Origin of the sequence: Microbulbifer hydrolyticus, from assembly GCF_009931115.1 — a bacterium.
Lineage (GTDB): Bacteria > Pseudomonadota > Gammaproteobacteria > Pseudomonadales > Cellvibrionaceae > Microbulbifer > Microbulbifer hydrolyticus.
Genome location: NZ_CP047491.1, coordinates 2,618,506 through 2,639,756, shown reverse-complemented (window position 1 = coordinate 2,639,756; position 21,251 = coordinate 2,618,506). Strand labels below are relative to the sequence as shown.

Sequence of the window (21,251 nt, the reverse complement as noted above, 5' to 3'; positions counted from 1 at the left end):
GGGGGGCGGGTCAAGATTTCGAGACCAAGAGAACATGCAAGCTTCCCTCCCGATGAAAATCCATCCCAGCTGGTATTCAGTGCTGGAGCCAGAATTCAATAAACGCTACATGTCGGAGTTGCGGGAGTTTCTGCAGCAGGAAAAGCAGTCCGGCAAGAATATATTCCCACCGGGTGGACAGATCTTTAACGCCTTTAATTCCACGCCTTTTGATCAGGTGAAAGTGGTGGTTCTGGGGCAGGATCCCTATCACGGGGCTGGTCAGGCCCACGGCCTGTGTTTTTCGGTAATGCCCGGGGTGCGCATCCCGCCCTCACTGAAGAATATCTATAAAGAACTGTATTCAGATCTGGGGATTGCGCCACCGGATCACGGTTGCCTGCAGCCCTGGGCGGAGCAGGGCGTGTTGCTGCTGAATGCCACTCTGACGGTAGAGGAAAGCAAGGCGGGAGCCCATCAGGGGCGTGGCTGGGAGCAGTTCACCGATGCCGCCATACACGCGCTGGCGGAACAGCGGCAGGGATTGGTGTTTATTCTGTGGGGAAGTTACGCGCAGAAGAAAGGCGGGTTTATCGATAGCCGCAAGCATCTTGTACTGCGGGGCCCGCACCCATCGCCGCTGTCTGCGCACCGGGGTTTTTTCGGAACGCGGCCGTTCTCTCAGGCGAATGCCTACCTGCAGGAACGTGGCGAAGCGCCGATCAACTGGGCCCTGCCACCTTCCGGCGAGCTGCGAAGGGTGGCCGTGGAAGTCTGACGCTCAAACCAGCGGGTCTGCGTCGGCATCGTAGGGCAGTTCCTGAAGCTCGAGAACGCGCCCGTCATCGAGTTGCAGGCTCTCGCCATCGGCAACTTTGCTCTTGGTGAGTACTGCCAGTAATTCGACCTCATTCCCGCTCTCACACGCCATCACCACATTGCCCACGCTGGAGCCGCCGGCGGGGGTGAATACTTCTGCTCCAGGCTCCGGCACCTCGCCGCCGTCGATACGGGCGCGGTACATGCGGCGCTTGGCGGCGCCCAGATATTGCATGCGCGCGACCACTTCCTGTCCGGTATAGCAGCCCTTCTTGAAGCTGACGCCTCCCAGCAGGTGCAGGTTGAGCATCTGCGGAATGAAACTCTCGCTGGTGGCCTTGTGGAGCAGGGGCAGGCCGGCTTCGATCAATTGCTGTAACCAGTGCGTGTAGCCGGCCGGCGCGGCGGGGCTTCCGCTCAGTTTCTGCCACAGGTCGGCAGACTGACTGGCGGGAACCTGAATCACCAGGTTGCGATCATTGACGCAGGCGGCCAGCGCACGGTGACCGTTGTGATCGAAGCTGCGAAGCTGGCCGGGGACAACGCTGCTAGCCGGCGTGTTGGACAGGTTCAGCAGCTGGCTGGAAACCGCGGCCGCATCACGGCCGCAAAGGCTGAGCCAGTGCTGGTCATCGCTGATATCGGTGAGTTCCGCTTTGAAGAATACGGCGTACTTTTTGAGCGCGGTCAGGGCAATGGTCACAAGGTCCCGCGGCAGCAGCAGTACAAATTCGCTCTGATCGAGTTTCAGGGCGTAAAAGGCACTGATCATGCGGCCTTTCGGATTGCAGTGGCTGCCAAGTGTCAGGTGTTCGTCGGGCAGGTTGACCAGGTCGCAGGTGAGCTGGCCCTGGAGGAATTTCTGGCTGTCCGGGCCGGAAACGGAAATCGCGCCCATGGGGGTGAGGTCGACCAGTGCCAGCTCGGAGTCGATGCTGGTATCAAACTCTGCGGCGCCGTTTTTCCACCGGGCGCCCTGATTGCTGAGAAATTCCTGCCACTGCTGTTGATCCATGCTGAACTCACTACTTTCGGCCACTGTTTTCGATGGTGCAGTATTTGGGGTTTTGCGGCGGGATTTCAACTACCGCTATACTGCGCGCAATTCGCAACCTGGGTTTGAGAAAGAAGTATGGATCGCAATCGCCTGTTTTGGGCCAGCCGTCGCGGCATGTTGGAGCTGGATCTGGTGCTGCTGCCGTTTCTGGAAAATGTTTACGAGACACTTTCCGAGGACGACAAGCAGCGGTATATCACTTTGCTGGATGAGCAGGACCAGGACCTGTTTGCCTGGTTCCTGCGCCGGGAAGACCCGGAAGATCCCGAGCTGAAAAAAATCGTGCAGATCATCCGTGACAACACCGGTTTGCAGGACTGATACGCGGCAAGGCACTGCCGCCCAGCCCGGGCGGTGTGCTGAGAGGGCATCGGTTCCTCACCCTGAGCGCAGTGCCCGGCTGGTTTGCGCTCTCTCACCTTCTCGCCTGCTGCAGGGTGTCGTCCTGCTGATGGCGATCCAATCCATTCTGTTGTTGAGCCTGTCCCGCCTTCCCTGGGCTATTGTGGTGCTGGCGGCACCGGTAATCCTGGCACTTACGCTGTGTGAATGGCGGCGCCTTGCGCATTCGGTCGGGCGATTGTCCACCTCCGAGCGGCGTTGGTACTGGCAGGAGGAAGGTGGCGCAAGGCGGGAGTTCCGGTTCTGTGGAGAGCTGACACTCTGGCGCTGGCTGATTGTGATCAACGGGCGAGATGTTACCGGTAGGCGTATGCGCCTGGTATTTTGCCGGGACGCCGCCGACGCCAGTGACTGGCGCCATTTGCTGGTAGCCCTGCGCTACTCCCGCTAATTCCCGCTTGAACCAGGCCCTGGGCTGGCGCTGCCTTTTTCTCAGTGGGTATCTGAGAGGTCGATAAACTGGCGCTGGTTGGCGAAGTTTTCCGGCACCAGGATGGTATCCATCGCCAGCTCACGCAGCCCCGGATAGTCGAGGGAGTAGTGCAGCCCCCGACTCTCCCGGCGATCCAGTGCGGAGCGAATGATCAATTCGGAAACAACCGCGAGATTGCGCAGCTCGATCAGGTCGCTGGTGATCTTGTAGTTGGCGTAAAACTCGCGAATCTCCTGCTGCAGCAGTTTCACCCGGTGTTCAGCCCGCAACAGGCGTTTGCGCGTGCGCACAATACCCACGAAATCCCACATAAAACGTCGCAACTCGTCCCAGTTGTGCGAGATCACCACGTCTTCATCCGAGTCGGTTACCCGCGAGGCGTCCCACGCCAGGGCGGGTTTGGGCGCGGTCACCTTGCTCAGGGTCGCGTCGATATGCAGGGCGGCCGAGCGTGCATAAACCACACATTCCAGCAAAGAATTGCTGGCCAGGCGGTTGGCGCCGTGCAGGCCGGTAAAGGTGGTTTCACCGATGGCGTACAGCTGGTCCAGGTCGGTGCGGCCGTGCTGGTCCACCATGACACCGCCGCAGGTATAGTGTGCCGCCGGGACTACCGGGATCGGCTCTTTGGTGATGTCGATGCCATACTCAAGGCATTTTCGATACACCGTCGGGAAGTGCTCGCGCACGAACTCCGGATCTTTGTGAGAAATGTCCAGGTAGACGCAATCGGCGCCCAGTCGTTTCATCTCATGGTCAATGGCGCGAGCGACGATATCCCGTGGCGCCAGTTCACCGCGTTTGTCGAAGCGCTGCATAAACCGCTCGCCATTCGGCAGTTTCAGCTGGGCACCTTCGCCTCTTAGCGCTTCGGTAATCAGCATGGACTTGGCTTTGGGGTGGTACAGGCAGGTCGGGTGGAATTGGTTGAACTCCATATTCGCCACCCGGCAACCGGCGCGCCAGGCCATGGCAATGCCATCGCCACTGGCGCCATCGGGGTTGCTGGTATAGAGGTAGGCTTTGGCGGCGCCACCGGTGGCGAGCACCACTGCGCGGCCCTGGAATACTTCCACTTCCTCGGTTTTTTTGTTGTAAACGTAACTGCCGGCACAGCGGAAGCGGCCGGTAGAGGCATCGGGCTGGCGGATCAGGTCGAGGGCAATATGGTGTTCGAAGCAATCGATGTTGGGGGTGTTGCGCACCTGCTCAATCAGGGTGCTGTGCACGGCGCGCCCGGTGGCATCGGCGCTGTGAATGATGCGGCGGTGGCTGTGCCCGCCCTCTTTGGTGAGGTGGTAATCGCCGTCATCCTCACGGGTGAAGTCCACGCCCTGGTTGATCAGCCAGTGAACGGCCTCGCGACTGCTTTCTACGGTAAAGCGCACGGCATCCGGGTGGCATAGTCCGGCTCCTGCATCTAATGTATCCGCTATATGCGCGTCCACGGAGTCAGTTTCGTCCAGAACACCGGCAATGCCGCCCTGGGCAAACCAGGTTGACCCGTCGCGCAGGCGTTGCTTGGAGAGCAGGGCTACCCGGTGGCGCGCTGCCAGGTGCAGTGCCAGAGTGAGGCCTGCGGCGCCACTGCCGATTACCAGTACGTCATACTGCTTCTTGTGATTGCTCTCGCTGATGGTCAAGGGTGCCTTCGCCTCTTGCTCGTAGAGTTTTATTCGTGATGAGGGGCGCGTAGTATACGCTATCTTCAAAAATTACCGGTTTGTCAGGAACTTATGACCAAATCTCGGTGTCTTGGACACAACAGAATAATCCTGGGTTCGCGGTCAATTTGTGCCGGGGCCGCAGTTGGGAGTAGGGGATGACAGGGCAACAGGCGTCACCGAGTGACCGCCAACTGGTGGAGCGTGTCCAGAAAGGGGACAAGCGCGCCTTTGACCTGCTGGTGCTCAAGTATCAGCACAAGATTATGGCTGTGGTCAGCCGTTACATTAACGATCATGCAGAAGTGAACGATGTGGTCCAGGAAGCCTTTATCAAGGCGTACCGGGCGCTGGGCAATTTCCGTGGGGAAAGTGCTTTTTATACCTGGATGTATCGCATCGCCATCAATACTGCAAAAAACTACCTGGTCTCGCGCAGCCGGCGGCCACCGTCTTCCGATGTGGACCTGGAGGATGCCGAATACTATTCCGGCGCCGACCTCCTGCGGGACAACGAAACACCCGAAAACCAGCTTTTCCGCGACCAGCTCGAAGCCACCGTGCACCGCGCGATTCGCGAGTTGCCAGAGGACCTGCGCTCGGCGGTCACTTTGCGGGAAATGGAGGGGCTCAGCTACGAGGAGATTGCCGAGGTCATGAGCTGCCCTGTGGGTACGGTGCGTTCGCGTATCTTCCGTGCACGGGAAGCCATCGACCGTGCAGTCCAGGCCGCTATGGCCGGGGAGCCGGAGCCGGCGGACGGGCGCGGCTGATCGTTGCTCCCTGAACAGAAAAAAACTGACTAACATTTAGTCAGTTTTGTTTTGTTGCGGGCCTTACTGGTAGCTTGTTGATCTAACGTGGCCGCGTGAACAGGACGACAGGCAAAAATATCGACGAATTCACACAATTTTTGCCCGCTGCGTAAAACTTTTCCGGTTTGGGCCGGTCTCAGAAACCAAGACACAGGGTGCGCTTGCCGCATTCATGGAATTGCACTGAAAGAGGGTTTGCCCGTATGTCCCACGGGAATCATCAACAGCGTTTGAATGAGTCGCTATCCGCATTGATGGATGGCGAGGCCTCCGAGCTGGAGATTCAGCGCCTGCTTAAAGAGAGCGATGCCTCCAGCAGTGGCATCCACGAGCGCTGGTCGCGCTATCAGCTGGCGGGTAATGTGCTGAGGGGCGAGAAAGTGGCTCCGGTCGATCTCGGCCTCGCCGCCAGGATCTCCGCGGCGATTGCGGATGAACCGGCCTTTGCCGAGCCTGCACAGCCGTCTGCGGCCAACGATACCGGCGACGCCGGGCGCAGTCGTTGGTGGCGGCCCTTATCACGCGGTGCAGTGGCGGCAACGGTAGCCTTCGCTGCGGTGCTGGGTGTACAGCAGATGCAGGCGCCGCAACCGGGTGGCGACCTGGTGGCTGAGGTAGAGCGTCCCACACAGCAACCGGTGCAGTCTGTCCCGCAGCCCAGTGGCTTCTATGTGCCTACGCCCACCCTGAACACGCGTGCGGTAAGTACCGCACCGCAATTGGTGCCAGAGCAGCGTATTGGCGCTCCGTCGCCGCAGGTGCAAGTGGTGCCCTCTCCTGAGCTGATGCGTCACCTCAACCGGGTTATGATTGAGCACTCCGAACAGGCGGCTCGTGTAGGAAGTCAGGGTATGGTGCCCTTTGCCCGCGCTACCTACGGTGAACGCGCGCCGGAGCAGCCAGAGTAGAACGGGACGGTGGCTGGCTGTTACCGGCCCATACGAATTCCTCCCCCCGCTGAAGTTAGCCTCCAATAAAGAATGATCATGGCGAAAGTTTTCCGTTTTTCCGCCCCTAAAGCCAACAGCTCGCTGTTGGCTTTTTTGCTGTTGGCGAATCCCCTGTCTCCGCTGGCGAATGCGCAGAGCGCGGCGGACCAGAAGGCTCCCGAGCCATCGGATGCCCGCAGTTCCTCCGTGCCTGTTCAACCGGAAAGTGATCCGCGGAGCGGCAATGAAACCGCACGCCCGAGTGCGGGCCTGGAGTTGCCCGCTACCGACGCCGAAACCCAGGCGCTGCTGGCCAAGTTGGCGGATGCGGTTGCCAACCTCGAATATCGCGGGCTGGTGACCTTCGAGCATGTGGGGGTTATGGAAACCCTGGAAGTGGTGCACGCGGTGCGCAATGGTGAGCAGGTGGAGCGGATTCGCTACCTTACGGGCGCGCCCAGAGAGCTGGTGAGTCGCGGGCACGACGCCCAGTGCCGGCGCGATGGCAGCCCCCTGTCACGGGCTGGGCTGTGGAGCAGCTCGGGCCTGGAAAATGTACAGAATATTTACCAATTCCTGATTCGCGGCGAAGAGCGTATCGCAGACCGGGAAGCGTTAGTGCTGGAGGCCCGCCCGCGAGATCCTCACCGCTTTGGAATGGTGATCAGCGTGGATAAGGAAACCGGTTTGCCGCTCAAGTCCATGCTGGTGGCGTCTGCCGGACGTATATTGGAGCGCTTCCAGTTTGTGGAGCTGGATCTGTCCCCGATCACGGACAGCGACCTGCAGGCGCAATCCAGTGAAGCCAGGCAGAGCGACGGTTCTGGCCACTGCGGCAGCCTGGTCAGTCGCTGGCGGCTGGGCTGGGCGCCGACGGGGTTCAAGCCGGTGGCTGCGCGGGAACTGGCGGATGGAGAAATGCTGGTGTTCAGTGATGGGCTCAGTGCCTTTACCGTGTTCGTGCAAAAACTCGGGCCGGCCATGAACTACCAGGGGCGTGCGGTGCGCGGCGCCACGGTCGCCTATATGGACCACCTTGAAGTGAGCGGTGAGCGCTATACCATTACCGTGGTGGGTGAGATACCCGACAAAACTGCCCAGCTGGTTGCCAAATCCGTGGCCACCAGGAATTGAAGCCGGTGAGTTTAACCTGATGATCGAAGAGCGCGGGCGGGTGGTTGCCCTGGAACAGAGCGAAGTCTGGGTGGAAACCGTGCAGCGCAGCGGCTGTCACGGTTGTGCCGCCAAGCCCGGTTGCGGCACCGGGTTATTGGGCGAATTCTGGGCCAAGGCCTCGCAGGTGCGTGTTGCCGTCCCGCCCGAGTCTCTCTCGCGGCTCAAGCTCCACGACACCGTGGTTATTGGTGTGGCAGAGAACACGCTCGCCAGCACTGCGCTGGTGGTGTATCTGGTTCCCCTGCTTATGCTGGTACTCGGTGCCCTGGCGGGAGATGCACTCCCGGGCGCGCTGTTCGCCGACAGTCTACAGGTAAAACAGGGTAGCGAGCTCGGGGCTGTGACTGGCGCGGTGATTGGCCTGGCGCTGGGCGCCTTGTTGGTGCGTTTATACAGTCATGCCAATCGCGACAACCCCGCTATGGCGCCAAAGTTTCTGCGTGTCGAGCAGGGTAAGCCCTGTACCATTCCTGCTGCCGAGCTTCCCTAGCGTAATTAACCAACCGGGGCGCGACTGCGGATTCCGCGGTATTGTTCCCTCGCTTGTCCGACCGCTTTTTCACTGCCCTGTATTTCGCTCTTTCTCCTCGTTTACTCTCGCCCCGCAACGCAGTTTTCCTCCCTGAATTGGCGCTTTCGCACGGTCGCCTTCAAATAACTTTCTACACTGATTGCTGACCCGCTGCGGCGGTGCAGCCGTTGTCGCCGACAAATTTCCATAAGGAGAACGCGGATGTTTGAAGGGCGTTGTTACGCCGAGAGCTGGCCCCTGCGCACGGCTTTCGTGATTTCTCGTGGGGTGCGTACTGAAGCTCGAGTGGTTGTGGCAGAGGTTTCCGCGGATGGCGTTACCGGTGCCGGGGAGTGCACACCTTATCCGCGTTATGGTGAAAGCATCGAATCGGTATTGGCGGAAATCACCTCAGTTCTGCCGGCTTTGCGCCAGGGGATGACCCGGGCACAATTGCAGGAAGTGATGCCGGCTGGCGCGGCGCGCAACGCAGTGGATTGTGCGCTGGAAGACTGGGAGCGCCGGGTATCCGGGCAATCGCATGATGGCCCGGCATGGCTGCCCACAGTGCAAACACTGGTAATTGACGAACCCGAGGAGATGGCTCAGGCGGCCCGCGCGGCGGCGGACACCGGGGTGTCGGTGCTCAAACTCAAGTTGAACCGGGAGCAGGTGCTGGAATGCGTGTCCGCAGTGCGCGGGGCGGCGCCGGAGTGCCAGTTGGTGATCGACGCCAACGAGTCCTGGGCGATCGACGGTTTGCCGGACTTGTGTGAAGAACTGGCGGTGCGGGGCGTGGCCATGCTCGAGCAGCCTCTGCCGACGGCGGAGGACAGCTTCCTGGGCAAGTTCCAGCACCCGCTACCCATCTGTGCGGACGAAAGCTGCCATACGCGCGCTGACCTGCCCAGGCTGAAGCCCCTTTACGATATGGTGAATATAAAGCTGGATAAGGCGGGCGGCATCCGTGAGGCACTGGCGCTCGCGGACGCGGCACGGACGCAGGGATTTGAGGTGATGCTCGGCTGTATGTTGTGCACCTCACGCGCGGTGCGCGCGGCCTGGCCTCTCGGCAAGTTGGCGCGGTTTGTAGACCTTGATGGCCCGACCTGGCTGGCAAAGGACCTCAATCCACTGCGTTTTGCAGACGGGCGGGTCTACTGGACCTGATGTTTTCGTGGGGCTCGCGGCGCATCATGGAATGTAGCGCAGCAACTGGGTGGTCACCTCCAGGTATTGCTCACTGGCGACATCCGCCGAGATGGGTGGGTACTCCAGGGTAATACACGGGTGTTGCTGCTCTGCACACCAGGTGCCGAAAGAGCCGGGAGTCTGGTAGCCAAGGTCGCTCACCAGGGGTAGTTCCATCCGCTCTGCCAGCCAGTGGCCCAGGGGGCTCTGGATTGGGTCTTCCACGCATGCCAGCGGCTCGTGGATCGACACCATCCACGCGGGCTCCAGCTCTTTCACCAGCCGGCACAGGGCCTGGGTTTCCGGTTCTGAGCCGGCGCGGTCACCGGTGGAAAGGTGCACATCGCGGCTTTCCGCGGCACTGTTCCAGCGGTATACGGTGCCACCGGCTTTCCAGTTGATGGTGGGGAAATTGCGGTTGAGGTCGACCCCGTGGGCGTTCGAGCGGGTACCCAGCTGGCAGCCATCCGGATTGACCGCAAGGATCACGTGATGTCGCAATTGCCCGGCCTGCAGCGAGCGCAGCGCGCACGACAGGGTGACCACCGCGGCCACTTCGTCACCGTGGGTGCCCGCCATGACGATACCGGTGTGCTCGTCCTGCACATCCGCGGGAAAGTAGAGTAATGGAGCGCCCATGACCGATTGCCCGTACTGAAGTCGATGGGCGTGAAATAGCCCACGCTCGGAGCGGGGGCGCAGTGTGGGGGTGGTAGTCTTCTGGTTGGGTTGTGTCATAGAGTCCTTAACACTGTTTTACACTGGGGTATGAGAACTTTTCCACGAAATCTCTAACTAACTGTTTGGTACTGGCCCACTGGAGCTATCCAGCGATACAGCCAGTAGATGAACCTGTCGCGGTCAAGGCTCACCGGATCACTGTGGGCAGCACCGCGCAGGCCCATTTTCGAACGTACTTTGTTGAATACTAGTAAATGCGCTTATCAGGGGTGACAAATATGGTTGCACGCTTTTCCCAGTTCTTGCTTGCATTTTGTTTTCTGGTTTCTGTGGCCGCCAACGCCCGCGGTTTCCCGGAGTTGACGGATCTCATCGAACAGAATTCTCCTGCGGTGGTGAAGATAAATACGGTGGAGCGCAGCCGCGTTGCTCGCAATGCCATGCCGCCGCAATATCAGCAGGAAATCCCGGACATTTTCCGCCACCTGCTGGAGCCGCGTCAGCCCCAGCAGCGGCCTGTGGCCAGTATGGGATCGGGATTCATCATTTCCAAAGACGGCTATATAGTCACGAACAATCATGTGGTGGATGGAGCCGACGAAGTTCGCGTCACCCTTACGGATCGCCGTGAGTACGAGGCCAAGGTGGTCGGGACCGACCCGCGCTCGGACCTCGCGCTGCTGAAAGTGGATGCCAGTGATCTGCCCACTGTGCGCTGGGGAGACTCTGAGACGATCAAGGTTGGCGAATGGGTGGTGGCGATTGGCTCGCCCTTTGGCCTCGATTATTCGGCCAGCGCTGGCATCGTGAGTGCCATGGGCCGCAGTATCCCCAACGAGAGCCGGGAGAACTACGTACCTTTTATCCAGACCGATGTTGCGATCAATCCGGGGAACTCCGGTGGCCCGCTGTTCAACCTGAATGGTGAGGTTGTGGGTATCAACTCCCAGATTTACACCCGCAGTGGCGGTTCCATCGGCCTCTCGTTCGCCATCCCGGCAAGCCTGGCCCAGGATGTGGTGGCGCAGCTGAAGGATAAGGGGCGCGTGGATCGCGGCTGGCTGGGCGTCGGCATTCAGGATGTGGATCGTAAGCTGGCCAAGGCGATGGGACTGGGTAAGCCCTCTGGTGCACTGGTTGGTCAGCTGGAGGCCGGGTCGCCAGCGGACAGTGCCGGCATCAAGGTCGGTGACATCATCACGCGTTTTGACGGTGAGAAAATCAATATGTCCGGCGACCTGCCGCATGTGGTGGGCCAGACTCGCCCGGGCTCCGAGGTTCCGGTCCTCCTGATGCGAGAGGGCAATGAGCGCAAGATAAAAGTCCGTGTCGGTGCACTGCCCGGTGATGACGATGGTCAGCAGGCCTCCAGTGCTCCGGCCAGCTCGGATGTCGGCGGCCGCCTGGGCCTGGTGGTGGATGATATTCCCGATGCCCTGAAGCAGCGCTTGGGCGTGGAAACCGGGGTGCTGGTCAAGCAGGTCGTGCCCGGCAAGGCGGGTGCCAATGCAGGCCTCCGCGGTGGCGATATTATCGCCCAGCTCGGGTTTGATCAGGTCGAGTCCCTCGCAGACTACGAGAAAATCGTCAAGAAATTGCCCAAAGGAGAGTTGTTGCCAATTCGGTTTTTCCGCGGGGGACAGCCGACGTTCCGCACGATCGAGATCGAAGAGAGCTGAAACCAGTGAATAGGCGGGCTCCCGCGGTCGTCCTACCGCTGTCGGGAGTCCAGTTATAGGCCCGGAGCCCTTGATCTATCGGGGCTCCGTGCAGATTGGATGCACTTTTCCTGCAACCTGTTAGACTTGCGCCCACAGCGCGGCCCGGTCCGCCTATTAACTCACTGATTTTTAAAAGGTTTTATCCTCGCAGTGGCCACTGATCTCTCCCATATCCGCAACTTTTCCATCATCGCTCACATCGACCACGGAAAATCCACTCTCGCCGACCGCTTTATCCAGGTTTGCGGCGGCCTGGCCGACCGTGAAATGGCGGCGCAGGTGCTCGATAGCATGGATATTGAGCGGGAGCGGGGCATCACCATCAAAGCCCAGAGCGTGACTCTGGACTACACCGCTCGCGATGGTAAAACTTACCAGCTCAACTTTATTGATACCCCTGGACACGTGGACTTCTCCTATGAAGTGTCGCGCTCACTGGCGGCCTGTGAAGGTGCGTTGCTGGTAGTTGATGCGGCCCAGGGGGTGGAAGCCCAGTCCGTCGCCAACTGCTACACCGCGATTGAGCAGGGGCTGGAAGTGATTCCAGTACTGAACAAGATGGATCTCCCCCAGGCTGAGCCGGAAAAGGTTGCCGAAGAGATCGAAGATATTATTGGTATCGATGCTACCGAGGCGACCCGCTGTAGTGCCAAGTCCGGCCTGGGCGTGGAAGAAGTCTTGGAGGACCTGGTTCGCCTGGTACCACCTCCGGAGGGGGATGTAGACGCACCGCTGCAAGCCTTGATCATCGATTCCTGGTTTGACAGTTACCTGGGGGTGGTGTCGCTGGTGCGGGTAGTGCAGGGGACGCTCAGAACCAAAGACAAGATCGTGACCAAGTCCCTCGGCCGCCCGCACGTAGTGGACAGTGTGGGTGTATTTACCCCGAAACGTAAGGAAACGGGCGTTCTCAGAGCCGGGGAGGTGGGCTTTGTGGTCGCGGGAATCAAGGATATTCACGGCGCACCAGTGGGCGATACCCTGACCCATGCCAAGGGCGCTGAAGCGGTGGAAATGCTGCCTGGTTTCCAGAAGGTGAAGCCACAGGTCTATGCCGGCCTGTTCCCGGTCAGTTCCGACGACTACGAAGCGTTCCGCGATGCACTGGACAAGCTGTCCCTCAATGACGCATCCCTGTTCTACGAACCGGAAACCTCCGATGCCCTCGGCTTCGGTTTTCGCTGTGGCTTTTTGGGCATGTTGCACATGGAGATCATCCAGGAGCGCCTGGAGCGCGAGTACGATCTGGACCTGATCACCACTGCGCCTACCGTAGTGTACGAAGTGCAATTGACCAATGGCGACCTGCTCAATATGGACAACCCCTCGCGTATGCCTGACCTGGGTATGATCGAGGAAATGCGCGAGCCCATCGTGGAAGCGAATATCCTGGTTCCGCAGGAATATCTGGGGAACGTGATCACCCTGTGTGTCGAGAAGCGCGGAGTTCAAAAAGACATGCAGTATGTGGGGGGGCAGGTCTCGCTGCGCTATGAACTTCCCATGAGCGAAGTGGTGATGGATTTCTTCGACCGCCTGAAGTCTGTGAGCCGCGGGTTTGCGTCACTGGATTACAACTTTGTGCGTTTTGACCCGGCAAAACTGGTGCGTCTTGATATCCTGATCAACGGTGAGCGGGTTGATGCCCTGGCGGTGATCCTGCACCGGGACAATGCCCAGCAGCGCGGTCGTGCGCTCGCCGAGAAGATGAAAGAGCTTATTCCGCGACAGATGTTCGATGTGGCCATCCAGGCTGCGATCGGTGGCCAGGTTATTGCCCGGACCACGGTAAAAGCACTGCGCAAAAACGTAACCGCGAAGTGTTACGGTGGCGACGTGACCCGTAAGAAAAAGCTCCTTGAGAAGCAGAAAGCCGGTAAGCGCCGGATGAAGCAGCTCGGCAAGGTTGAAGTGCCTCAGGACGCCTTCCTGGCGGTGCTGAAAGTAGACAGCTGAGTCCGATTCGCCGGAACCTTTATTTGGCCCTGGTCGAGTGACCGGGGCCCTGGAAACAAACGAAAAGAACCAGTCAGAAAGAGACTTTTGAATGGATATCAATTTTCCCCTTATTTTGCTGTTGCTGGTGGTGGTAACAGGGGTTATCTGGCTTGTCGACGCGCTGTTCCTGGCTCGTGGCCGTAGAACCCGTGCCGCCAAAGGCCAGCAGGAGCAGGAACCGGTGGTGGTGGAGTACGCCAAGTCTTTCTTTCCGGTGCTGGCGATCGTATTCGTGCTGCGCTCTTTCCTGGTAGAGCCTTTCCAGATTCCGTCTGCATCCATGGACCCCACCCTGCAGGTAGGGGATTTTATCCTGGTGAACAAGTACGCCTACGGGCTGCGCCTCCCGGTTTCACGTACCAAAGTACTGAGCATTGGTGAGCCCAAGCGCGGGGATGTGATGGTGTTCTTCCCGCCTCACGCCAACGATACCTACTACATCAAGCGGGTGATCGGCCTCCCTGGGGACCAGATCCGGGTGGTCAACAACCAGCTGTTTATCAACGGCAAGCCCGCGCCGCAGGAACTGATCCAGGCGCTGCCTCCGGGCAATCCACAGAAGGAATTTCTGTGGGAAGAGATTGATGGCCGCCGTCACCTGATGGCCAAGCAGGTCCGGCCGAGCACATACGGCAATGTGCGCACCCTGGTGGTTCCCGAGGGGCACTATTTCATGATGGGGGACAATCGGGACAACAGCCTCGACAGCCGTAAGTGGGGCTTCGTACCGGAGAAAGACATTGTCGGCAAGGCCTTTGCAATCTGGATGCATTGGGACAAACTAGTGAGCCTGCCCAGCTTTGACCGGGTAGGTGGCATCGAGTAGGACTCGGTGTGCATCGCCACTTTGACAACCAGGGACCGGTTTTAAAAAAACGATAAAACGGTACTACGCAATGGCTTTACAACAACATTCGCAGCTACGGTCACTGGCGGCTCAGCGGGGCATGAGTTACTGGGGCTGGCTGTTTGTGATTGCAGTGTTCGGCTTCGGATTGACCGTCGTGTCGAAAATGGGTCCGGCCTACATCGATGCGCACTTTGTGGAGGAGGGGTTGCTGACCCTTTCCAAGCAGGGTGGTGTCCGCGACATGAGCAATACAGAGATCAAGCGTGAGCTGGATCGGTTCTTTACCATCAACAATGTGCGTGGCGAGCCCGTACAGTCGGTAAAAATTATCCGCGGTGCCGATAGCACCCTGGTAAGCATCAACTACGAGCTGCGTCAGCCCCTGTTCCACAATGTGGACGTGGTGATGAAGTTTGATAAACAACTGAATACTGCCAAGCCCGAGCTCTGCTGTGAGCCGCTGGTGGACCTTGAGCAGTTTCGCAAGCGAGACGATTACTGACCGGTGACAGACCTCCACCTGCAACGACTCAGCAACCGCCTGGGGTATCAATTCGCCCGGGCGGACCTGCTCACCCTGGCTCTGACCCACCGCTCACACGGCAGCCTCAACAACGAGCGGCTGGAATTTCTCGGCGATTCCATTCTTGGGTTCACCATCAGTGCCGCCCTGTATGAAAAGTTTCCCGATGGCCGTGAAGGGCAGATGAGTCGGCTGCGCGCGCAGCTGGTAAGTGGGGAGACGCTGGCCAAACTGGCGCGGGAGCTGGAGCTGGGTGAATGTCTGCGCCTTGGCGAAGGTGAAATGAAAAGCGGTGGACGCCGTCGCGCCTCGATACTCGCCGACGCAGTGGAAGCCATCATTGGCGCCATATACCTGGATGCCGGCCTCGAAGCAGCGCGCGCGCGTGTGTTGGCCTGGTTTGCCTCCCGTCTGCAGAGCCTGTCTCTGGAAACAGCCAAGGATCCAAAAACCCGCCTTCAGGAGTGGCTACAGGCCCGCCAGAAGCCTTTGCCCGACTACCAGGTGGTGGAGGTTGGTGGCGAAGAGCACTCCCAGCAATTTGTAGTGGAATGCCGCGTGGACGGACTGAAAACACCGGTTCGCGGCACCGCCAGTAACCGGCGGGCGGCGGAAAAGGCCGCTGCTATGGAAGCCTACGCTCGACTGACCGGGCAGGGCTGACTCTATAATCTGCATCAGTATCAAATGCCCATTTTCAGGCAAGCCGAATGGCGGCCTGTGCGCAGGCCGAAAAGGCCCGGAGAATTCCCTTGAGTGACTCAAATACCTCGCCCACCCGCTGTGGATACGTGGCCATTGTCGGCCGGCCGAATGTGGGCAAATCTACCTTGCTGAACCACCTTCTGGGGCAGAAGATCTGTATTACTTCCCGCAAACCACAGACCACCCGCCACAATATGCTTGGCATCAAAACCGACGGCGCAAACCAGATTATTTTTGTAGATACCCCTGGTCTGCACGCGGGGGAAGAGAAGGCTATCAACCGTTATATGAATCGCGCGGCCATCAGCTCCACCCGCGATGTGGATGTAGTGGTTTTTGTGGTAGAGCGCGCGCGCTGGACCGAGGGCGATGAACTGGTTGCTCAGAAGCTGCGGGGCCTCAAATGCCCGCTGATCATTGCGATCAACAAAGTGGATCAGCTGGACGACAAGAACGCACTGCTGCCGCAGTTGCAGGCGCTCGCCGAGCGATTCCCTGAGGCCGAGATCGTGCCAGTGTCCGCACTACGCGATTCCAACCTCGAATCACTGGAGAATGTGATTGTCGAGCGGCTGCCGGAAGGTATGCACTTCTACGAAGAAGATCAGATCACCGACCGCAGCTCGCGCTTTCTCGCTGCGGAAATCGTGCGTGAAAAAGTGATGCGTCAATTGGGCGCAGAGATTCCCTATGCGGTAACCGTGGAAGTCGAGGAGTTTGCGCATGAGGGTAAGGTGCTGCATATCAGTGCCGCCATCCTGGTGGAGCGCAATGGGCAGAAGCGCATCCTGATTGGCACCAAGGGCGAGCGGATCAAACAGATTGGCCAGCAGGCACGGCTGGATATGGAGCGGCTTTTCGACAGTAAGGTCATGCTCAACTTGTGGGTCAAAGTGAAGTCCGGCTGGTCCGATGACGAGCGCGCACTGCGCAGCCTCGGATACGTCGACAAGCGCTAGTCGGACACTGATCGATCGTGCAGCAGCTGCCCCCGCAACCGGCGTTTATCCTGCACTCCCGGCCATTTCGCGACTCCAGCCTGATTCTGGAGCTGTTTACCCCGGACTATGGACGCATCGCCTGCATTGCCAAGGGCGCGCGTCGAGACAAGCAGCGTCGCCAGCGTGCGCTGCAACCATTCTCACCCTTGCTGGTAACCCTGCTCGGGCGGCACGACCTGAAAACCCTCGGACCTCTGGAAAGCGCGGGCCAGCCAATGTGGCTCAAGGGCCGGGCTGTTTATGCGGGTCTATATGCCAACGAACTCCTGGTGCGCTTGCTACCGGAGGGAGAAAGCCTGCTATCTGTATTTGCCGGTTACCAGGAATTGCTGCATGCGTTGGCAGACGTCTCTGGTGAGCACAACGCTGAGCTGGAGCTGCCTCTGCGCCGGTTTGAATTAAATCTGCTGCAGTCTTTGGGGAGTTGCCCTGAATTGGGCTTCAGCCCGATTGTAAACGAGCCTATCCGCTCTGAGATCGCTTATCGCCTGACCCTGGAAGATGGCTTTGTACCGGTGGTAACGGGGCCCGAACGCTCGCCGAGGGTTGACGAGTTTTACGGCGAGCAGCTGTTGGCGATGGCGCAGTTACTGGATGAGCAGGGTGGCAGCGAAGTTCCGGCTGGGGAGATTGGTGGGGCGGCGCTTTCCGCGGCCAAGCGCCTTTCCCGCCTGTTGCTACAGCCGCTACTGGGCAACCGGCCCCTCAAAAGCCGGGAGCTGTTTCGCCAGGTATACAGCAGTGGCTAAGTGACGCTTCAAGTTACCGGGTTGATGGCCGCTCAGCGGTGCGGCGCGGTCTCTGGTTCCAGGCCAAACAGCATTTCGAGATCCTGGTCCGCGGCCCAGTCGCGCAGGCTGCGGATTTCCTTTCTAACCCGTTCATACGCACTTTCGAAAGCTGCGCTATCGGCTCTGGCTTCTACCTCCTCCTGAATCGGCCGCAATAGCTCCTGCAATTGCTCCGTGGCTGCCCGCAGGCGCGGAACCCCGCAGTAACAACAACCGCCGTGAAGGCGGTGCACGCGCTCGAACAGTCCCTGGCAGTCACCCTCCTGGTACATGCGTGAGAGCTCCTGCTCATCCTCGTGCAAGCCTTTCAGCAACATGCGCAGCAGGTCGCGGGCGAGGTTTGGGTCCTGATTGGCGAGACTGAGGCTCTCGCCGATATCCACAAGCCGTGGCCCGGCCAGTGTTACCAACTGCTCCGGCTCAGAAGGTGTGTAGACCTCCATCCAGCGCTTCACGGTATGCGTGAGCTGGGTTTCGCTGACCGGCTTGCTCAGGTAATCATCCAGCCCGGCGCTGAGCAGGCGGGATTTTTCCTCTGTGCCCACATGCGCGGTCAGGGCAATAATCGGGGTGCGGTGTCCGGTTTCCTCGTCGCGAATTTTTCCAGTCGTGGCGATACCGTCCATGCCGGGCATCTGGATATCCATGAAAATCATATCGAAGTGCTGGTCCCGCCACAGTTCCAGAGCTTCCTCGCCACTGGACGCCACCACAACTTCGATATTCTGTGCGCGTAGCAATTCGCTCATCAGCAGGCGGTTGGCCTCGTAGTCGTCGACGGCGAGCACTCGCGGCTTGGCTGGCCACGGCAGGCTGGGGACACTACCGGAAGGTGGCCGGGACTGGGCCTGGTGGGGTAAAGCCCGTTTCAGCGCGCGCAGCAGGCCATCGCGGCTCACCGGCTTGCCGAGAAACGCAAGAACCCGGGTGCGCAGGGTGTCGTAACAGCGGCGCAAATCCACCGGCGACCCCTGGATTATTACCCGGCACTGAAAATTGTCGACCAGTTGCTGCACAGTACTGATAAAGGTATCAAAGTCTCCACCGGCGACGGCTGTATCAATGATCAGCGCATCGGGCATGGCATCGTGCCGCCACATTTGCTCGATCGCAGGTACCAGGTATTCCCCATCGCTGTGCTCCAGCGGCTCCGCTTGCCAGTGGGCTAGCTGCTGACCAATCTGCTGGCGTGTCATCGGGTTGGGGTCCACAAGCAGCAGGCGACACCCGGGGAACTGCTCGCGGGTGACGGCGGTGCGGTTGCGGTCGAGGGCCAGTGGCAGCTGCACCCAGTAAGAGCATCCCCCCTGATCGTTGTCCTCAATGGTCAATTCGCCATTCATTGACTGGACCAGACTGCGGGCAATACCCAGTCCCATACCGTTGTTGGTCATCTGCTGGGGCGGGTTACTACTGAGTAGCTGCTTGAGCTCGCGGCGCCCCTGGTCATCGCAACGCGCGCCGTTATCGACAATGCCGATCCGTACCATAAGCTCGGATTCCTTGCCGCTTTGTACCGTAATCCGCACCGGGATACTGCCGTTTTCTGAACAGCGGATAGCGGTACTGACCAGGTTGGTAAAGATCTGCTTGATACGCAGCGGGTCGCCAATCTGGGAGGGCGGCAACTGCGGGTCCACAAAAGGTACCAGTTCGAGATTATGCTCATAGCCGTAAGGCGCCAGGATCTGCAGTGTTTCTTCCAGAACCTGCCCAAGGTTCATTGGGCTATGATCCAGCACCAGGTTGCCGGACTCGATGCGTGAAAAATCGAGAATATCGTTGATGGTGGTAAGTAGGCTTTCCGAGGAGCGCAGGATGGTTTGCAGGTAATCTTGCTGCAATTGGTCAACCTCGGTTTTCAGCAGGAGGTTGGTAAAGCCGATAATACCGTTCAGAGGCGTGCGGATTTCATGGCTGGTATTCGCCAGGAACGTGGATTTTACCCGGCTATTCTCCAGGGCCTTTTTACGTGCCAGCTCCAGTTCAATATTCTGTTCTTCCATCGAGTCCAGTGACTGGCGCAGGTCTTCCATCGACTGGTGCAGGCCTTCCTGATAGTCGCGATGGTACTCCGCCAGGTTGTCGGCCATCAGGTTGATTTCTTCCGACAGTTGCGCGAGCTCCACGTTATTGGAGCTCGGGGTGCGGGTGTTGAACTTTCCCTGGCCAATAGCACGCAGGGAGTCTTTGTAGCGCTCCAGACTGTGGGACGCGCGTTCGGACAATGCCACTGCCCACACCAGGGCAATAAGTGCGCACACAATCAGCCCCACCAGTCCCACCAGAGCCACCTGATAGGTTCCTACCAGGAAGTAGGGGCGGTGCAATTCGATGGTCAGCCAGCAGTTGGTGTCCTCGCCGCGCAGAGGATGCAGTACCTGCAGGCTCTTCAGGTCTTCGTATATGTGGGCCTGCTTGCCTTTGAGTTGCTCTGCGGTAAAAGCGGTGCGAGGGCGGGGGCCCACGCTGGAAATCAACTTGAACTCTTCCTTGCCCTGGGCATCGCGGTCTGCCCGGTACAGTTGCACTGAGCGGATCATGTCTCGCTCCAGCATCAACGCCATCAGGCTTTTATCGAGCCAGCGGATGCGGTCTTCGAAAGAGTAGTCATCACTGAGGTGAATCAGCTCTACCAGTTGCTCGGCACTCGCACGGCCGTGACTAAGCAACAGGTCACGGCGATCGGTCATCTGTTGCAGGGTAAAAAGGAGGCACAGAAGAACGGCCAGGATCAACGCCGGTGACATGGTGTACCGGAACAGAATGGCCCGCAGCGACATTCTGCGGCGGAAACCAGTGCGCTTACCGCGGTGCTGGCTGGCCGATGGCGCTTCCGCGGGGGGGCTCGAGTTTGATTGGGGGGCGTGGGCCATGGCACCTGCCAGTGTTGTGTTATTTTTGTCCGATTCTACCCCTGCTGGCCACAGATACCACCCCAAGATATCGGGTTTTTGCGCTGATTGTGCCGCTGGCCCGGGTGACGGATTCGCAGCTTCGCCGGTGCGGGGGTAGAATGTGCGCCCGCCTATCCCATGAACAGTCCGACGGGCCCGATGTTGACTATGGAATATCCAACGATTGCCGATTGTGTAGGCAATACGCCCCTGGTGCGATTGCAGCGCCTGCAGGGCGATACCTCCAATACCATCCTGCTCAAGCTGGAGGGCAACAACCCCGCGGGTTCAGTGAAGGATCGCCCGGCACTTTCCATGATCAATCGCGCGGAAGGCCGCGGCCAGATCCGTCCCGGCGACACATTGATTGAGGCTACCAGCGGAAATACAGGCATCGCGCTGGCGATGGCGGCAGCCATCAAGGGCTATCGGATGATCCTGATCATGCCCGAAAGCGCGACCGAAGAGCGCAAGGCGGCCATGACGGCTTACGGTGCTGAACTGATCCTTGTGTCTGCCGAGTCAGGAATGGAGGGGGCGCGCGATCTGGCATTGCAAATGCAGGAAGAGGGGCAGGGCCTGGTGCTGGATCAGTTCGCCAACCTGGACAACCCGACGGCGCATATCGAGACCACCGGGCCAGAAATCTGGCGGCAGACCGGCGGGTTAGTCACGCATTTCGTGTCCTCCATGGGTACCACGGGTACCATCATGGGTTGTGGTCGTTATCTGAAGCAGCAGAACCCGGATATCCAGATCATCGGCCTGCAGCCCACCGAGGGTTCTGCGATCCCCGGGATCCGCCGCTGGCCCGAGGCTTACCTGCCCAAAATTTTTGTGCCGGAAGAGGTGGACCGCGTAATGGATATCAGCCAGCAGGAGGCTGAAGAAATGACCCGCCGTCTGGCGCGGGAAGAGGGCATCTTCTGCGGCGTATCGTCCGGTGGCGCCGTGGCCGGTGCTTTAAAAATATCCGCACAGGTACAGAACGCCACCATCGTCGCCATTATCTGCGACCGTGGCGACCGCTACCTGTCATCGGGGTTGTTTCACACCGAACAGCCGACCTAGGTTGCGCGGTGTAAGTGGACTAAACCGAATTTCCAAT

At 59.4% G+C, this 21,251-nt stretch carries 20 protein-coding genes; 16 read left to right on the top strand and 4 right to left on the bottom strand.

What is annotated here, in order from left to right; genetic code table 11:
- Positions 1-34: 34 nt before the first annotated feature.
- Positions 35-757, top strand: a complete 723-nt coding sequence (gene ung / locus GTQ55_RS11200) for a uracil-DNA glycosylase (RefSeq protein WP_161858810.1) — start codon at positions 35-37, stop codon at positions 755-757.
- A gap of 3 nt (positions 758-760) precedes the next feature.
- Here ung and ygfZ read toward each other — a convergent pair whose 3' ends face one another.
- The gene (gene ygfZ / locus GTQ55_RS11195) at positions 761-1,813 is read right to left on the bottom strand and encodes a CAF17-like 4Fe-4S cluster assembly/insertion protein YgfZ (RefSeq protein ID WP_161858809.1); all 1,053 of its coding nucleotides are present in this window, start codon (positions 1,811-1,813) and stop codon (positions 761-763) included.
- 117 nt (positions 1,814-1,930) lie between these two features.
- On the opposite strand from ygfZ, the gene GTQ55_RS11190 reads away from it, so the two are divergent.
- Positions 1,931-2,176: an FAD assembly factor SdhE gene (locus tag GTQ55_RS11190; RefSeq protein ID WP_161858808.1), complete on the top strand. Its 246-nt coding sequence runs from the start codon at positions 1,931-1,933 to the stop codon at positions 2,174-2,176.
- Positions 2,177-2,306: 130 nt separating this feature from the next.
- Positions 2,307-2,648 carry a protein YgfX gene (locus GTQ55_RS11185; protein WP_161858807.1) on the top strand — a complete coding sequence of 114 codons (342 nt, stop codon included), beginning with the start codon at positions 2,307-2,309 and terminating at the stop codon, positions 2,646-2,648.
- A 41-nt stretch (positions 2,649-2,689) separates the two neighbouring features.
- Here GTQ55_RS11185 and nadB read toward each other — a convergent pair whose 3' ends face one another.
- Positions 2,690-4,333: an L-aspartate oxidase gene (gene nadB / locus GTQ55_RS11180; protein ID WP_161858806.1), complete on the bottom strand. Its 1,644-nt coding sequence runs from the start codon at positions 4,331-4,333 to the stop codon at positions 2,690-2,692.
- 179 nt (positions 4,334-4,512) lie between these two features.
- On the opposite strand from nadB, the gene rpoE reads away from it, so the two are divergent.
- The 5 genes from rpoE (at position 4,513) to ycjG (ending at position 8,955) form a co-directional block, all read left to right on the top strand.
- Complete coding sequence (gene rpoE, locus GTQ55_RS11175) at positions 4,513-5,127, top strand: RNA polymerase sigma factor RpoE (protein ID WP_161858805.1); 615 nt, start codon at positions 4,513-4,515, stop codon at positions 5,125-5,127.
- Positions 5,128-5,372: 245 nt separating this feature from the next.
- The gene (locus GTQ55_RS11170) at positions 5,373-6,077 is read left to right on the top strand and encodes a sigma-E factor negative regulatory protein (RefSeq protein ID WP_161858804.1); all 705 of its coding nucleotides are present in this window, start codon (positions 5,373-5,375) and stop codon (positions 6,075-6,077) included.
- A 78-nt stretch (positions 6,078-6,155) separates the two neighbouring features.
- A complete protein-coding gene (locus tag GTQ55_RS11165) occupies positions 6,156-7,232 on the top strand; it encodes a MucB/RseB C-terminal domain-containing protein (RefSeq protein ID WP_161858803.1) in 1,077 nt (358 codons plus the stop codon).
- Positions 7,233-7,251: 19 nt separating this feature from the next.
- The gene (locus GTQ55_RS11160; protein WP_161858802.1) at positions 7,252-7,764 is read left to right on the top strand and encodes a SoxR reducing system RseC family protein; all 513 of its coding nucleotides are present in this window, start codon (positions 7,252-7,254) and stop codon (positions 7,762-7,764) included.
- A 243-nt stretch (positions 7,765-8,007) separates the two neighbouring features.
- Positions 8,008-8,955: an L-Ala-D/L-Glu epimerase gene (gene ycjG, locus GTQ55_RS11155; protein ID WP_161858801.1), complete on the top strand. Its 948-nt coding sequence runs from the start codon at positions 8,008-8,010 to the stop codon at positions 8,953-8,955.
- 24 nt (positions 8,956-8,979) lie between these two features.
- On the opposite strand, the gene mpaA is transcribed toward ycjG, so the two are convergent.
- A complete protein-coding gene (mpaA, locus tag GTQ55_RS11150) occupies positions 8,980-9,714 on the bottom strand; it encodes a murein tripeptide amidase MpaA (RefSeq protein ID WP_161858800.1) in 735 nt (244 codons plus the stop codon).
- 221 nt (positions 9,715-9,935) lie between these two features.
- On the opposite strand from mpaA, the gene GTQ55_RS11145 reads away from it, so the two are divergent.
- From GTQ55_RS11145 to recO, 7 genes are all read left to right on the top strand, one after another.
- Positions 9,936-11,336 (top strand): DegQ family serine endoprotease, encoded by a 1,401-nt coding sequence (locus GTQ55_RS11145; protein ID WP_161858799.1) that lies wholly within the window; start codon positions 9,936-9,938, stop codon positions 11,334-11,336.
- 192 nt (positions 11,337-11,528) lie between these two features.
- A complete protein-coding gene (gene lepA / locus GTQ55_RS11140; protein WP_161858798.1) occupies positions 11,529-13,334 on the top strand; it encodes a translation elongation factor 4 in 1,806 nt (601 codons plus the stop codon).
- Positions 13,335-13,425: 91 nt separating this feature from the next.
- A complete protein-coding gene (lepB, locus tag GTQ55_RS11135; protein WP_161858797.1) occupies positions 13,426-14,202 on the top strand; it encodes a signal peptidase I in 777 nt (258 codons plus the stop codon).
- 70 nt (positions 14,203-14,272) lie between these two features.
- Entirely contained in the window at positions 14,273-14,728 is a 456-nt protein-coding gene (locus tag GTQ55_RS11130; protein WP_161858796.1) for a DUF4845 domain-containing protein, read from the top strand.
- Positions 14,729-14,731: 3 nt separating this feature from the next.
- On the top strand, positions 14,732-15,412 hold the full coding sequence (gene rnc / locus GTQ55_RS11125) for a ribonuclease III (protein ID WP_161858795.1): 681 nt from the start codon (positions 14,732-14,734) through the stop codon (positions 15,410-15,412).
- A 47-nt stretch (positions 15,413-15,459) separates the two neighbouring features.
- Positions 15,460-16,413 carry a GTPase Era gene (gene era, locus GTQ55_RS11120; RefSeq protein WP_375791533.1) on the top strand — a complete coding sequence of 318 codons (954 nt, stop codon included), beginning with the start codon at positions 15,460-15,462 and terminating at the stop codon, positions 16,411-16,413.
- Positions 16,414-16,430: 17 nt separating this feature from the next.
- Positions 16,431-17,204 (top strand): DNA repair protein RecO, encoded by a 774-nt coding sequence (recO, locus tag GTQ55_RS11115; RefSeq protein ID WP_237567655.1) that lies wholly within the window; start codon positions 16,431-16,433, stop codon positions 17,202-17,204.
- Between the two features lie 32 nt (positions 17,205-17,236).
- Here recO and GTQ55_RS11110 read toward each other — a convergent pair whose 3' ends face one another.
- Positions 17,237-20,122 carry a response regulator gene (locus GTQ55_RS11110; protein WP_237567654.1) on the bottom strand — a complete coding sequence of 962 codons (2,886 nt, stop codon included), beginning with the start codon at positions 20,120-20,122 and terminating at the stop codon, positions 17,237-17,239.
- A 189-nt stretch (positions 20,123-20,311) separates the two neighbouring features.
- On the opposite strand from GTQ55_RS11110, the gene cysM reads away from it, so the two are divergent.
- Complete coding sequence (cysM, locus tag GTQ55_RS11105; RefSeq protein WP_161858793.1) at positions 20,312-21,214, top strand: cysteine synthase CysM; 903 nt, start codon at positions 20,312-20,314, stop codon at positions 21,212-21,214.
- Positions 21,215-21,251: the final 37 nt, after the last annotated feature.